Raw genomic sequence first — 13,232 nt, 5'->3', positions numbered from 1 at the left:
TGTCAACCATTCATCCGGTCAGATCTGTCAACCTTTTATCCGCTGGACACGAAGGACGGAGGGTGGGGAGGGCGGCGGTGCCGCTCGCTCGTGTAGCGAGCCGCTCTACGAAGAGGCCGCCCCCCGCCGCGCCTCCAGCCGCCTCGCGATCTCCCAGGCGAGCGCGCCGGCGATCGTGATCGCGATCATCACGAGCGCCAGCGCGTTCACCGCAGGCGTGAGGCCCGTGCGGACCTTCGTGGCGATGTAGACGGTCAGCGGCGTCTCGAAGCCGCGCACGAAGAGTGTCGTGTTGTAGTTCTCCACGCTCTGGAGCGTCGCCAGCAGCGCCGCGGCGAGGAGCGCCGGCCTGAGGAAGGGCACGAGCACGCGGCGGAAGACCATGAGCTTCGTCGCGCCGAGCCCGAGCGCGGCCTCCTCGAGCGTGCGGTCGAAGCGCTGCAGGCGCGCGGCGACCATCAGCATCACGTAGGCCGAGATGAAGCTCGCCTGCGCCAGCACGATCAGCAGGAGCCCGCCGCCGACGCCGACCTGGCGCCACAGCACCAGCGTCGCGATGCCGATGACGACGCCCGGCGTCAGCAGGGGGGAGACCATCAGCGCGTAGAGCACCGAGCGCGCCCGGGCGTGCAGGCTCGTCAGCACGAGCGCCGCGGCCGTGCCGACCGGCACCGCGATGGCGACGACGCCGAGCGCGACGAGGGCCGAGGTCCACAGCGCCCGCCACATGGCGGCGTCGTCGGCCATCTGCGCGAACCAGTCCGTCGTCGTGCCGAGCCAGGGCGTCACGGTGGGAAAGCGGCTCGTGTTGAAGGCGGCGGCGCTCATCACCACGAGGGGCGCGAACAGGTAGACGAAGAAGGCGAGCACGTAGATCCAGAACAGGATCTTGGGGATCGCGGCGACCGCGCGTGCCGAGAGCGGCGTGGGCGCCGGGGTGGCGGGAGGCGGGAGGGCGACGGCACTCGTCATCGGGCGATCTCCCTCACTTCGCGACGTCGGTGAGGGAGACGCGGAACACGCGCAGCGTGATCAGCACGACGGCGAGGCAGAGCACCAGCAGCACGAGCGCGTAGGCCGCGCCGCGGTTCCAGTCCCCCCCCTCGAAGAACCAGTTGTAGATGATCTGCGTGAACCAGCGGCTCCCCGGCGCGCCGAGCAGCGCCGGCGCCACGTAGCTCCCCGCCGCCAGCATGAAGGTGAAGACGCAGCCCGTGGCGATGCCCGCCTTGGCGTGGGGTATCACGATGCGGGTGTGGATGCGCCAGGTCGAGGCGCCGAGATCCCGCGCCGCCTCGACCTGCGCCTTCTCCAGGCTCTCGATCGAGTTGTAGATCGGGAAGAGCATGAACAGGATGTAGGCGTAGACCATCCCCACCAGCACGCCGCCGTCCCCGTACCAGCGCATCGGCTCGTCGAGGATGCCGAGGTTCAGGAGCAGCGCGTTCAGCGGCCCGCGGAAGGCGAACAGGATGTACCAGGCGAGCGTGCGCAGCACCTCGTTGATCCAGAACGGGATGATCAGCGCGAGCACCACGAGCGAGGCCGCCGAGGGCGAGGCCGTCTGCGCCAGCCAGTACGCGAGGGGATAGCAGACGACGAAGGTCGCGAGCATCACGAGCGCGCTCGCCCAGACGGTCTTGAGGAAGATGTCCCGGTGCACCGGCTCGTTCGCGAGATAGGCGAGGTTGTCGAGCGAGTAGACGTCGAGCGGACCGCCGACGTCCGCCGGCAGGAGGTTGGGGCGCAGCGCGAAGTCGATCATCATCAGGTTCGGCGCGAGCACGAGCCCCGCGAGCCAGAACCCGACGAGCAGCACGAAGAACCCCGTCAGCCCTGCGCCGAAGCGTGCGGTCAGCGCGCCCATCTCACGCCTCCCCGGGCGCCGTGCCGAGCGCGACGGCGTCGCGGGGCGCGAAGGCGAAGCGCACGTCCTCTCCCGGCGCCGGCGCGGCGCCGAGCGTGGTGGAGGGCAGCGCCGCCAGAACGGGCGCGCCGTCCGCAGCGACGGCGTGCAGCAGGCCGAAGGCGCCCTCGAAGTCGAGCCGCTCGACCCGCGCGCCGAGCGCGCTCGGCGCGTCCGCGGCGGCGATGCCGAGCGCCTCGGGCCTCACGTACAGCGTCGCGGGGCGCCCTTGCGCGACGCCCGCGCCGGCGCGGGCCGAGAGCCGGCCGTGGGCGGTGTCGAGGGCGGCGATGCCGTCGGCGACCTGCGCCACGGTGCCGGGGATCGCGTTCGTCTCCCCCACGAAGCGGGCGACGAAGGGCGTCGCCGGGTCCTCGTAGAGCGTGCGCGGCGCAGCCACCTGCTGGAGCACGCCGGCGCTCATCACGGCGACTCGGTCCGACATGGCGAGCGCCTCGGACTGGTCGTGGGTGATGTAGAGGAAGGTGACGCCGGTGCGCTTCTGGATCGCGCGCAATTCCGCGCGCATGTGCTGGCGCAGCTTGAGATCGAGCGCCGAGAGCGGCTCGTCCAGCAGCAGCACCTGCGGCTCGACGGCGAGCGCGCGGGCGATGGCGACGCGCTGCTTCTGGCCGCCGGAGAGCTCGGCGATCTTGCGATCACCGTACCCGGGGAGCGCGATGAGCTCGAGCAGCTCCTCGGCGCGGCGCCGGCGCTCGGCCTTGGGCACGCCCCGCGCCTCGAGCCCGAAGGCGATGTTCTCCCACACCGGCATCAGCGGGAAGAGCGCGAGCGACTGGAAAATCATCGCGGTGGGGCGCTGGTTCGGCCCGAGCCCGGCCATGTCGCGATCGCCGATGAGCACACGCCCCATACTCGGCGCGAGGAACCCCGCGACCATGCGCAGGATCGTCGTCTTGCCGCAGCCCGAGGGCCCCAGGATCGAGAAGAACTCGCCGGGCTCGACGGTGAAGGATACGTCGTCGACGGCCTTCGTCGCGCCGAAGGCCATGGTGATGCGCTCGAGCGCGACGGAGTGGGACATGAAGTGTCTCGTGGCTTGCAGGTCACGCGGGAGCGTGGCGCAACGTGTCGTGTCCCTCCCTGCAGGAGAGGGGAATGCCGTCAATGCCGGCTAGGGGTGGGGTGCGTCGGGCGCCCCACCCCGGCTTCCGCATCGCGGAACACGCCTCCGGCGTGCCCCATCCGTCACCGGCTTCGCCGGCGCCACCTTCCCCTACAGGGAAGGACCGGCGGATCACGCCGACAGGAAGCGGTCCTGGTACTCGTTGCGCTTGGCGACGAACCAGCTGTCCTGGATCGGCCACCACCAGAGCTTGTCGAGCGCGTCGCCCGGATAGGCCGCGGCGAAGAAGGCCTTGGCCTCGTCCGAGAGGAGCGCGTCGGCGCCGACCGCGGTCGAGTTGATCGAGGTGGCGTTCGAGTACATGGCGCCGGCTTCCGGCGTCAGCATCCAGTTGATGAAGGCGTAGGCCTCGTCGAGATTGGCGGCCTGCGCGGGGATGGAGAGACCCTCCATCCAGGCCAGCGCGCCTTCCTTCGGGGCGATGTAGCCGATCGGCAGGCCCTCGCGGGCGAGGCCGGCGGCGGTCGAATCCCAGGTCTGCCCGATGGCCGCGCCGTTGACGCGGAAGGCTCCTTGAGCCTCGTTCTCGTTCGACCAGAACTGCGCGACGTTGCCCTTGCGCGCGATCGCCTCGGCGAGGATGACGTCGTAGACCTCGACCATGGCCTCCTCGGAGGCGAACGCCTCGCGCATCGGGCGCGGCAGCCGGCCCTCGCCCTCGAGCCACAGGCCGATGCCGACGAGCGCCGAATGGCCGCGCACGGTGGCCTTGCCCTCCATCTCCGGCTTCCAGATGTCGCCGTAGGAGGCCGAGCCGTACTCGAGCGGCGCCTGCTGACGATCGAAGGAGAGCGCCTCGGTGCCCCAGTCGGACGGCACCTGATAGCGGCTGCCGCCGACGACGGCACCCATGTTCTCGGAGCCGGAGACGGCGGAGGCGATGACGCGGTCCCACTCGACCTTGGTCTCGTCGATGGGCTGGACGAGCCCGAACTCGACGTAGTTCGGCACGCGGTCGACCGTCGGCCAGATCACGTCGAAGCCCGCGCCGTTCGAGGCGCGCATCTGGTTGAGGAGCTCGTCGTTGGTGCCGTAGGGCGTGAACACGGGCCGGATGCCGGTGTCGGCCTCGAACTTGGCGAGCATGTCGTCGGTGACGTAGCCGGCCCAGGCGAAGATGTTGACCGTCGGCGCCTGCGCGAAGGCGCGGCGCGAGACGAAGGGCGCGGCGAGGCCGAGCGCGGCTGCGCCGGTCAGCAGCGTGCGCCGGGTCGGGCGGGTGGTGGCGAAGGACATGGTGCTTTCCTCCCGAAAGGGCTTGGACCGGGACGGGTCCCGGAGAGAGGAAACCGGCTAAGCTCCATTTGCAACACCTCAATGACCGTTTCCACGGATTCCGGTGCGTCAACGCGCACACGGGAGACCCCCGGCATGAGACGGCGAACGGTGCGGCTCTCCCGCGCGTTGCCTGCGCACCGCATCCAGCCACGACCCTTCCGGAGAGCCCCGCCATGGAGACCCTCAACGATTGCGCCATCGTCGGCGGCGGCATCGGGGGGCTGACGGCGGCGGTCTATCTCGCCCGCTTCCGGCGACGATTCGTGCTCCTCGACGGCGGCTCGTCCCGCGCACGCTGGATCCCGCGCTCGCGCAACCATCCGGCCTTCCCCGGCGGCGTCACGGGCGACGAGCTCCTGAGCCGGCTTCGCGATCAGCTGGCGGGCTACGGCGCGCGGCCCGTCGGCGACCGCGTCGAGCGGATCGAGCGCGAGCCGGACGGCGTCTTCCGGCTCCGGGGTGCCTCGGGCACGGAGACCCGCGCGCGCACCCTCGTCCTCGCCACCGGCGTGTCCGACATCGAGCCGCCGATCGCGGACGCCTTCGAGGCGGTGAAGGCGGGGCTCGTGCGCCATTGCCCGATCTGCGACGCCTACGAGATGATCGACAAGAACCTGGCGGTGCTCGGCCGCGGCGACCATTGCGTCGGCGAGGCGCTGTTCCTGCGCGGCTACACGTCCGACATCGTCGCGCTCACCAACGGCGCCGCGCTCGCCTGCGGGGAGGGCGGGCGCGCGCGCCTCGCGGCCGCCGGCATCCGCCTCGTCGAGGAGCCGATCGAGAGCATTGCCCGCGCGGCCGACGAGAGCGGCGTCGTCGTGCTGCTCGCGGACGGCGCCGAGATCCGGGTCGACGCGCTCTACTCGGCGATGGGCATGCGCCCGCATTCCGGCCTCGCCGCCGATCTCGGCGTCCCGCTCGCCGAGGACGGCCGCATCGGCGCGGACCCGCACCAGCGCACGGCGGTCGAGGGCGTCTGGGCCGTGGGCGACGTGGTGACGGGCCTCAACCAGCTCGGCGTCGCCATGGCCCAGGGCGAGATCGCGGCGACCGACGTGCACAATCGCCTGCGCCGCGACGAGTGGTGAGACGGCCTCGGCCCCCCGCCGCTCAGGTCCTGCGGCGGTAGAGCGCGCGCCGGGTCGCCACGGCGTCGACCCGGTCGTCGAGGAGCGCGCGGGCGCATTGCGCCGGCGTGTCGATGATCGGCTCCTCGTGCACGTTGAAGCTCGTGTTGATCAGCGCCGGGAGCCCCGTGCGCGCCTTCCAGGCGGCGAGGATGTCCCAGTAGGTCGGGTTGAGCGCGCGCCGGATCACCTGCGGGCGCGCCGTGCCGTCGACGTGCGTCACCCCGGCGAGCCGCTCGCGCCACTCGGCGCGCACGCGGCAGGTGACGGTCATGAACTCGGCCGCGTAGCGCGAGCCCGCCGGCAGGTCGAAGATCGTGTCCGCGTCCTCCTCCGCGCAGAAGGGCGCGAAGGGCATGAACTCGGAGCGCTCCATGCGCGCGTTGAGCGTCTGGTTGACGCTCGGGTCGTCGGGCGCCGCGAGAACGGAGCGGGCGCCGAGCGCGCGGGGGCCGAACTCCATGCGCCCCGCGTAGAGTGCCACCGCCTCGCGCCTCTCGAGCGCCGCGACGCTCGCGCCGATCGGATCGTCCGAGACCCTGGCGAGGCCGGGCTCGGCGCCGAGATGCGCGTCGACGACGTCGTCGTAGTCGCGCCCGAGATAGACGCTCTCGAGCCGCGCCCGGCTCGCCAGCCAGCGGGGCAGGCCGTCGCGCTCGAGCAGGTAGGACAGTGCGCCGCCCGGCGGCAGGCCCTGGTCGCTCATGGCGGGATAGACGAAGAGCCCGTCGATCCCCGCCTCCTCGACGAGGCGCTGGTTGAGCTTGACGTTGGCGAAGAGCCCGCCGGCGACGCCGAGGTTGCGGCTTCTGCGCCGCTCCAGCAGCCGGCGCACGGCGGCGAGCGTCATCTCCTCGGCGAGGTCCTGCACCGACGCCGACACGTCCTCGCGCGAGACGCCGTCCGCCATGGCGAAGATCGCCCGGCGCATGGCCTTGGTGGAGGGGAAGTCCGAGAGGATCTCGCCGGTCTCGTCGTCCAGGCGGAAGTGCGCCCGCAGCTTCTCGCGCAGCACCGGCCGCCCCCAGGCGGCGAGGCCCGTCAGCTTGCCCTCGTGGCGCTGGATCTTGTAGCCGAGCGCCTCCGTCGCGTAGCCGTAGGCCAGCGCGATCGAATCCACCCGCGGCTCCTTCAGCACCCACTCGTCGCCGCCGTAGAGCGTCTCGAGCGCGCCCTCGCGGAAGGAGCGGATCGAGTAGCACACGCCGTCGCCGCCGCCGTCGGACGTGTAGAGGAGCGCATCCTCCCAGTCGGGATTGTGGAACAGGCACGGCAGCGCATGCGCGAGGTGGTGGTTGTAGACGTGCAGCCGCGTCTGCGGGCGCAGGTCGAGCTCCGCCATGAGCGCGGCGACGTCGAGGAGGCGCGGCGCGTCGAGGGTACGCGCGGTGTGCAGCTCGCTCTTGAGCACCGCCCCACGCTCGCGGCCGGCGAGCCGGTCGAGCAGGATCTGCGCGCGCCGGCGCAGGCCGTGGAGATCGTGCCCGAAGCGCATCAGCCGCGCCGGCATGTGGCCGCGCGCGAGGCACAGCACGTCGACGTCGCGCGCGCTCACCCCTCCGATCGTGAGAGCCTCCGCGACGGCCTCGTGCGGCAGGCGCCGCCCATCCGACTTGACGCGGGTGATGCGCTCGAGCGGAACGGCGGCGAGCGTGCGGTAGTCGTCGTGCAGGCTCACCGCGGCGTCGTGGGAGGTCGACGAGATCGAGAGGATGAGGGCCATCGGCAAGGGGTCTTCGACGCGGCGGGACGCGGGAGGCGCCCCTCGGAACGGGGCTCCTCGCTAGCACAGCCGCGCCGCGGGGCAAACGCGGGACGCACAGCGGGCGGCGGCGAGGCGCCCGAACGGTCGCGCTTGCGCCCGCGCGCGATCTCGTCGAGACAGGACGCGATGACGAGCCGGAGAGGAGAGACGCACATGCGGGCGGGACGGATCGAGGAGGCGCCGGGTCGGATCTCCTGGACGCGCGGCGTGCGTCGCGGGCTCGCCTGCCGCTGCCCGGCCTGCGGCGAGGGGCGCGCGTTCCGGGGCTTCCTGAAGGTGGCGGACGCCTGCGACGCCTGCGGGCAGGAGCTGCACCACCACCGCGCCGACGACCTGCCGCCCTACGTTACGATCTTCATCGTCGGCCACATCGTCGGCTACGGAATCCTGCTCACCGAGACCAACCTCGACTGGCCCCTCTGGCTCACGCTCGCGGTCTGGCCGGCCTTGACGCTTTCGATGACGCTCGCCTTGATGCAGCCGGTCAAGGGCGCGGTCGTGGGCCTGCAATACGCGCTCGGCATGCACGGATTCGGTGCCGGAGCGGAAAGGACGGGGTGAGGTGCGGGATACGGGGCAGAAGACCGGCCGGGCGACCGGGGACGACACAGGCGGCGAGGCCCGGACGGAGCTCGCCGAGCGCCTGACGAAGGCCGAGCGCGAGCAGAGATGGGCGAACCAGCGCCCGCGCGACGCCGCCACCCTGATCGTGATCGACGGATCGGGCCGCGTGCCGAAGCTGCTGATGGGGCGCCGGCACGACGGCCACAAGTTCATGCCGGGCAAGTTCGTCTTCCCCGGCGGGCGCATCGAGCCGGGCGACCGGCGCATGGTCGCCGCCGGCATGCTCGACGACCGAACGGACGCCGCCCTCTCGGCGCGGGTGACGCGGCCCTCCTCGGGCAGGAACCGCGCGCTCGCGCTCGCCGCCATCCGCGAGACCTGGGAAGAGACCGGGCTCATGCTCGGCTCGAAGGACTACGGCCCGCCGGATCTCGCCATCGACGGGTCGTGGGCGGATTTCGTGCGCGAGGGCGTCTACCCCGAGCTCGACGCCCTGCGGTTCATCGCCCGCGCCATCACGCCGCCGCGGCGGCCCAAGCGCTTCGACACGCGCTTCTTCGCCGTCGACCGCGCCGCGATCTGCCACGAGGTCGAGGGGGTGGTGGGGGAGAGCTCCGAGCTCGTCGAGCTCGTGTGGGTCTCCCTCGACGAGGCGCGCCGGCTCGACCTGCCCACCATCACCACCGTCGTGCTCGACGAGCTCGCCGCGCGGGTGGAGGCCGGCTTCTCGCCGATGCTGCCGGTGCCGTACTATCACATGGTCCGCGGCGTCTTCGTGCGCGAGGAGGTATGAGCGAGATCGCGCGCCCCGAGGCCGGCATGGACCGGCAGCGCGTCGCCTCGATCGCCGCCGCGATCGGCTGCATCAGCGCGGTCGGCGTCGGGCTGTCGCTGTCGATCCCGCTGCTTTCGCTCGAGATGGAGCGGATGGGCGTCTCCGGCATCGGCATCGGCGCGAACACGGCGATCGCCGGGCTCGCGGCGGTGATGTTCGTGCCCTTCGCGCCGCGGCTCGCCGCCCGCTTCGGGGTCTCGACGCTCCTGTGGGGCGCGGTCTTCGTCGCGGCGGCGACGATGATCGCCTTCAAGGTGTTCTTCTCCTTCGCCGCCTGGTTCCCGCTGCGCTTCGTGTTCTCGGCGGCGATCGGCTGCCTGTTCGTGCTCTCCGAGTACTGGATCAACGCCGTGGCGCCGCCGGGCCGCCGCGGGCTCGTGATGGGCATCTACGCGACCGTGCTCGCCCTCGGCTTCGCCGCGGGCCCCGCCGTGCTCGCGCTCGTCGGCACGAGCGGCTGGGCGCCCTACGTCGCGGGCGCGCTCCTCGTCTGCGTCGCCGCGCTGCCGCTGCTGCTGGCGCGCGGGCTCTCGCCGGCGATCGGCCACGGGCCGGCGCGCTCCGTCGTCTCGATGATCCTCGTCGCACCCGTGGCGACGATCGCCGCCCTCGTGTTCGGCGCGGTGGAGACCGGCGGCTTCGCGATCCTGCCGGTCTACGGCGTCGCGCTCGGCATGAGCGCGGAAGGCGCGGCCTTCCTGGTGAGCCTCGTCGCGCTCGGCAACGTCGCGCTCCAGATCCCGATCGGCCTCCTCTCCGACCGCATGGACCGGCGCCTCGTGCTCCTCGCCGCCGCCCTCGTCGGCGTCGCGGGCTCGCTCGCGATGCCGGCGGTCGCGGGATCGCCGATCCTCCTCTGGTCGCTGCTCTTCGTCTGGGGCGGTGTCGTCGGCGCGCTCTACACGGTGGGGCTCGCGCATCTGGGCGCGCGCTTCTCCGGGCCGGACCTCGCCTCGGCCAACGCCGCCTTCGTCATCCTGTACAATGTCGGCATGATGGTCGGGCCGCCGGTGATCGGCGGCGGGCTCGATCTGATGCGCCCGCACGGCTTCGCCTACGCCACGGCGCTGCTCTTCGCGGCCTATCTGGCGGTCGTCGTCGGGCGCATGGCGGCTTCCCGCCGCTGATCAGGAGACGCGTCCCCGCGCCGCGATCGGGATCTCGCCGAGGATCTCCTCGCCGCGCACGGCGACGTAGCGATCGTGCATGTTGACGGTGACGCAGACGTGGTTGGGCACGACGCGCACCACCGCGCCGACCTCCGGCTTCTCCGGGCAGGCCGAGAGGTCGAGGAAGCCGTGCTCCTCGGCGAAGCGGCCGATCCGCGCCTGCGGGTACTCGCGCACGAGCCCGAACCCGTCGAGCCCGCCGCCGGTGTCGCTGGTGAGGGTCTTCGATCCGGCGTCGAGGATGCCGCGATCCGGCGCGGCGCGGCTCACCACGGTGGCGACGACGTGGAGCGCGCAGTCCTCGAGCCCGGCGGCGCCGCAGGCCATCATCATCCGGTCGTTGAAGATCGACGTGCCCGAGCGGTGCTCGGTCGCCCCCGCGATGCGCCCGAGATTGCGCAGGTTCGGCGTCCCGCCGGTCGAGACGATCCGTGCCGAGAGGCCGTGCGCGGCGAGCCCGGCCAGCGTCGCGTCGAGGAAGGCCTGCGTCTGGGCGACCGCGTCCTCCGGCGCGTAGAGCAGGAGCCCCTCGAAGGCGAGCCCGTCGCGGGAGGCGATGTCGCGCGCGAGGCTCACCGCCTCCTCGGGCGTGGTGACGCCGGCCCGCGCGCGGCCCGTGTCGCACTCGACGACGACGCCGAGGGGGCGCCCGGCGATCCGCGCCGCCTCCGGCAGCCCCGCGACCACGGTGGCGTTGTCGGCCGCCACCGTCACCCGCGTCTCGCGCAGGAGCCGCCCGAGCCGCCCGACCTTGTCGGCGCCGAGGATGTTGTAGCTGATCAGGATGTCGTCGAGGCCCGCCCGCGCCATCACCTCGGCCTCGCCGAGCTTCTGGCAGGTGATGCCGCGCGCCCCCGCCTCGACCTGCATGCGGGCGAGGACGGGGCTCTTGTGCGTCTTGACGTGCGGGCGGTTGGCGAGACCCACGCCCGCGCAGGCAGCCTGCAGGCGGGCGACGTTGCGGGCGACCACTTCGAGATCGATCACGAGGGCGGGCGATCCGAACTCACGGGCGATGCGGGCGGCGAGGCTGGGCATGGGGCGCTCCTGCGGGGACGCCCACGCGTAGCATGCACGGGCCGCGCACGCGACGGGCGCGCCCCGCGAGGTCGCATGAGCGCCGGCGCCCGCTCAGCGCGGCTCGCTCATCAGCCCCTTAACGATCGCGAAGCAGCCCAGCAGCAGCACGATCGTGAACGGGAAGCCGGTCGAGACCGCCATCGCCTGGAGCGCCGCGAGCCCGCCGCCCAGGAGGAGCGCGATGGCGATGAGGCCCTCGAACACCGCCCAGAACACCCGCTGGGGCACAGGCGCATTGACCTTGCCGCCGGCCGTGATCGTGTCGATCACGAGCGAGCCGGAATCCGACGAGGTCACGAAGAACACGATCACGAGCAGGATGCCGACGAAGGAGGTGATCTGCGTGAGCGGCAGGCCCTGGAGCATCTCGAAGAGCTTGAGCTCGAGCGGCGCGTCCTGCACGGCGGTGATGCCCTGGCTGACGATCTGGTCGATCGCGGTTCCGCCGAAGGCCGTCATCCACAGGACGGAGACGAGCGAGGGGATGATCAGCACGCAGGTGAGGAACTCGCGCACCGTCCGCCCGCGCGAGACGCGCGCGATGAACATGCCCACGAAGGGCGACCAGGAGATCCACCAGGCCCAATAGAAGGCCGTCCAGCCCTGGGAGAAGTTCGCGTCCTCGCGCCCGATCGGGTTCGACAGCGCCGGGAGGTACGTGACGTAGGCCCACAGGTTCTGGAAGAAGCCGCCGAGGATCAGCACCGTCGGCCCGACGAGGATCACGAAGCCGAGCAGCAGCGCCGCGAGCGTCATGTTGATCTCGGAGAGCCGCTTCACGCCTGCATCGAGCCCCGCCACCACGGAGAGGAGCGCGATACCCGTGATGGCGAGGATGAGGATCACCTTCGACCCGTCGCTGTCCGGCAGGCCGAAGAGGAAGGCGAGCCCCGCGTTCGCCTGCTCGGCGCCGAAGCCGAGCGAGGTGGCGAGGCCGAACAGCGTCGCGAACACGGCGAGCACGTCGATGACGTGGCCGGTCCAGCCCCAGACCCGCTCCCCGAAGATGGGGTAGAAGATCGAGCGGATCGTGAGCGGCAGGCCCTTGTTGTAGGAGAACAGCGCCAGCGCCAGCGCCACGATGGCGTAGATCGCCCAGGGGTGGAGCGCCCAGTGGAAGATCGTCGCGGCCATGCCGAGCCGCACCGCCTCCGCCTGGTCTCCCGCCGCGCCGCCCAGCGGCGCCCAGTCGGTGCGCACGCCGCCCTCGGTGGCGACCCCGCCGATCGCGGTGGAATAGTGCGAGATCGGCTCGGAGACGCCGTAGAACATCAGCCCGATGCCCATGCCGGCGGCGAACAGCATGGCGAACCAGCCCGTGTAGGAATAGTCCGGCGTGGCCTCCTTGCCGCCGAGCCGGACCCGGCCGAGCGGGCTCGCGATCAGGGCGAGGCAGAGGATCACGAAGACGTTCGCCGCGCCGAGGAAGAACCAGTCGAGCGTCGATGTGAGAAAGTCGCGCAGGCCCGCGAAGAGCGGCTCGACGCTGTTCTGGAAAGCGAGCGTCAGCACCACGAACGCGACGATGGTCAGCCCCGAGATGAGGAAGACCGGATTGTGGATGTCGAGCCCGAACGGGCCGACCTGGAGCTCGACGTTGTCCTGGCCGATCGTGTAGTCGGTGTCGATCAGGGCCGTGGCCCCCTCCGGCGCCGGGATGGCGTCGATCCCGGTCGTATCGGGTGCGCGCGTCGCGTCGTCGTTCATGGGAGCCAACCTCGCTGCTCGTGGTTCTGCCGCTCGTCGTCACGTCCGCGTCGCGCGCTCAGCGCACCAGGAAGACCGAGATCGCGGCGTGGCTCGCCAGCCGCCCGCCGTGGGACGGTACCAGCGCATCGCCGATCGTCGGCGCGTGAGACGCCATCACGACGAGGTCCGCGCCGGTGTCGGCGACGGCCTTCAGGATCGTTTCGTCGATCTGGGTCGCCGGGTCGTGGGCGGTGTAGGCGCGCGCCTCGACCGCGATGCCGGCGGCGGCCGCCGTCTCCTCGGCGAAGGCGGCGAGCTTGCGCGCGTATTCCGGCGGATTGTGGGCGACCGCGCTCGGCGTGGCCTCCGTCACGCCCACGAGCACGACGGGAATCGCCCAGTGGCGCGCCAGCTCGACGGCGGTGTCGATGGCCTTGGCGAGCCGATCACGATGGGCGAGATCGATCGGCGCGAGGATCTTGCGATACACCGTGGCCCCTCCCGGTCCGCTGCGACGCACTCCAGACGGTCCGACGCGATGCGCGACAGCAAAAGCCGCCGCACGCGTCGTCCCGACCGCGGTGAAGCTACGGCAGATACGGGCGCACTACAACGATGTTTCGTGGCTTTGATTCCACGACCGATGGGAATAGCCTCGCGCGCGGGCGCGCG

The 13,232-nt window shown here is 71.8% G+C and carries 12 protein-coding genes; 4 read left to right on the top strand and 8 right to left on the bottom strand.

Features of this window, described 5'->3' with window-relative positions; genetic code table 11:
* Positions 1-105: 105 nt before the first annotated feature.
* From ACTZWW_RS17860 to ACTZWW_RS17845, 4 genes are all read right to left on the bottom strand, one after another.
* Entirely contained in the window at positions 106-972 is an 867-nt protein-coding gene (locus ACTZWW_RS17860; RefSeq protein ID WP_444782323.1) for an ABC transporter permease, read from the bottom strand.
* 13 nt (positions 973-985) lie between these two features.
* Positions 986-1,867, bottom strand: a complete 882-nt coding sequence (locus tag ACTZWW_RS17855; RefSeq protein ID WP_444782322.1) for an ABC transporter permease — start codon at positions 1,865-1,867, stop codon at positions 986-988.
* Position 1,868: 1 nt separating this feature from the next.
* On the bottom strand, positions 1,869-2,951 hold the full coding sequence (locus tag ACTZWW_RS17850) for an ABC transporter ATP-binding protein (RefSeq protein WP_444782321.1): 1,083 nt from the start codon (positions 2,949-2,951) through the stop codon (positions 1,869-1,871).
* A 213-nt stretch (positions 2,952-3,164) separates the two neighbouring features.
* On the bottom strand, positions 3,165-4,289 hold the full coding sequence (locus ACTZWW_RS17845; protein WP_444782320.1) for an extracellular solute-binding protein: 1,125 nt from the start codon (positions 4,287-4,289) through the stop codon (positions 3,165-3,167).
* Between the two features lie 215 nt (positions 4,290-4,504).
* On the opposite strand from ACTZWW_RS17845, the gene ACTZWW_RS17840 reads away from it, so the two are divergent.
* Positions 4,505-5,419: an NAD(P)/FAD-dependent oxidoreductase gene (locus tag ACTZWW_RS17840; protein WP_444782319.1), complete on the top strand. Its 915-nt coding sequence runs from the start codon at positions 4,505-4,507 to the stop codon at positions 5,417-5,419.
* Between the two features lie 22 nt (positions 5,420-5,441).
* Here the strand turns inward: ACTZWW_RS17840 and ACTZWW_RS17835 are convergent, their stop codons facing one another.
* Positions 5,442-7,181, bottom strand: a complete 1,740-nt coding sequence (locus ACTZWW_RS17835; protein WP_444782318.1) for a carbamoyltransferase C-terminal domain-containing protein — start codon at positions 7,179-7,181, stop codon at positions 5,442-5,444.
* A gap of 195 nt (positions 7,182-7,376) precedes the next feature.
* On the opposite strand from ACTZWW_RS17835, the gene ACTZWW_RS17830 reads away from it, so the two are divergent.
* From ACTZWW_RS17830 to ACTZWW_RS17820, 3 genes are all read left to right on the top strand, one after another.
* The gene (locus ACTZWW_RS17830; protein WP_444782317.1) at positions 7,377-7,784 is read left to right on the top strand and encodes a DUF983 domain-containing protein; all 408 of its coding nucleotides are present in this window, start codon (positions 7,377-7,379) and stop codon (positions 7,782-7,784) included.
* Positions 7,785-7,866: 82 nt separating this feature from the next.
* Positions 7,867-8,580 carry an NUDIX hydrolase gene (locus tag ACTZWW_RS17825; RefSeq protein WP_444782324.1) on the top strand — a complete coding sequence of 238 codons (714 nt, stop codon included), beginning with the start codon at positions 7,867-7,869 and terminating at the stop codon, positions 8,578-8,580.
* Complete coding sequence (locus ACTZWW_RS17820) at positions 8,577-9,749, top strand: MFS transporter (protein WP_444782316.1); 1,173 nt, start codon at positions 8,577-8,579, stop codon at positions 9,747-9,749. Before ACTZWW_RS17825 ends, ACTZWW_RS17820 begins: the two co-directional genes overlap by 4 nt.
* On the opposite strand, the gene ACTZWW_RS17815 is transcribed toward ACTZWW_RS17820, so the two are convergent.
* From ACTZWW_RS17815 to ACTZWW_RS17805, 3 genes are all read right to left on the bottom strand, one after another.
* Entirely contained in the window at positions 9,750-10,829 is a 1,080-nt protein-coding gene (locus ACTZWW_RS17815; protein ID WP_444782315.1) for a D-TA family PLP-dependent enzyme, read from the bottom strand.
* A gap of 93 nt (positions 10,830-10,922) precedes the next feature.
* Complete coding sequence (locus ACTZWW_RS17810) at positions 10,923-12,578, bottom strand: BCCT family transporter (protein ID WP_444782314.1); 1,656 nt, start codon at positions 12,576-12,578, stop codon at positions 10,923-10,925.
* A 58-nt stretch (positions 12,579-12,636) separates the two neighbouring features.
* Positions 12,637-13,050: a universal stress protein gene (locus ACTZWW_RS17805; protein ID WP_444782313.1), complete on the bottom strand. Its 414-nt coding sequence runs from the start codon at positions 13,048-13,050 to the stop codon at positions 12,637-12,639.
* Positions 13,051-13,232 lie beyond the last annotated feature (182 nt).

It is taken from the genome of Salinarimonas sp. NSM, assembly GCF_052380005.1.
Taxonomy (GTDB): Bacteria; Pseudomonadota; Alphaproteobacteria; order Rhizobiales; family Beijerinckiaceae; genus Salinarimonas.
The sequence above is the reverse complement of the archived record's forward strand: the minus strand, read 5'-3'. Positions and strand labels throughout refer to the sequence as shown.

Excerpts from the sequence above, each read along its gene's own strand:
- ACTZWW_RS17860 (WP_444782323.1), bottom strand. The coding sequence starts at position 972 with ATGACGAGTGCCGTCGCCCTCCCGCCTCCCGCCACCCCGGCGCCCACG.
- ACTZWW_RS17855 (WP_444782322.1), bottom strand. The coding sequence starts at position 1,867 with ATGGGCGCGCTGACCGCACGCTTCGGCGCAGGGCTGACGGGGTTCTTC.
- ACTZWW_RS17850 (WP_444782321.1), bottom strand. The coding sequence starts at position 2,951 with ATGTCCCACTCCGTCGCGCTCGAGCGCATCACCATGGCCTTCGGCGCG.
- ACTZWW_RS17845 (WP_444782320.1), bottom strand. The coding sequence starts at position 4,289 with ATGTCCTTCGCCACCACCCGCCCGACCCGGCGCACGCTGCTGACCGGC.
- ACTZWW_RS17840 (WP_444782319.1), top strand. The coding sequence starts at position 4,505 with ATGGAGACCCTCAACGATTGCGCCATCGTCGGCGGCGGCATCGGGGGG.
- ACTZWW_RS17835 (WP_444782318.1), bottom strand. The coding sequence starts at position 7,181 with ATGGCCCTCATCCTCTCGATCTCGTCGACCTCCCACGACGCCGCGGTG.
- ACTZWW_RS17830 (WP_444782317.1), top strand. The coding sequence starts at position 7,377 with ATGCGGGCGGGACGGATCGAGGAGGCGCCGGGTCGGATCTCCTGGACG.
- ACTZWW_RS17820 (WP_444782316.1), top strand. The coding sequence starts at position 8,577 with ATGAGCGAGATCGCGCGCCCCGAGGCCGGCATGGACCGGCAGCGCGTC.
- ACTZWW_RS17815 (WP_444782315.1), bottom strand. The coding sequence starts at position 10,829 with ATGCCCAGCCTCGCCGCCCGCATCGCCCGTGAGTTCGGATCGCCCGCC.
- ACTZWW_RS17810 (WP_444782314.1), bottom strand. The coding sequence starts at position 12,578 with ATGAACGACGACGCGACGCGCGCACCCGATACGACCGGGATCGACGCC.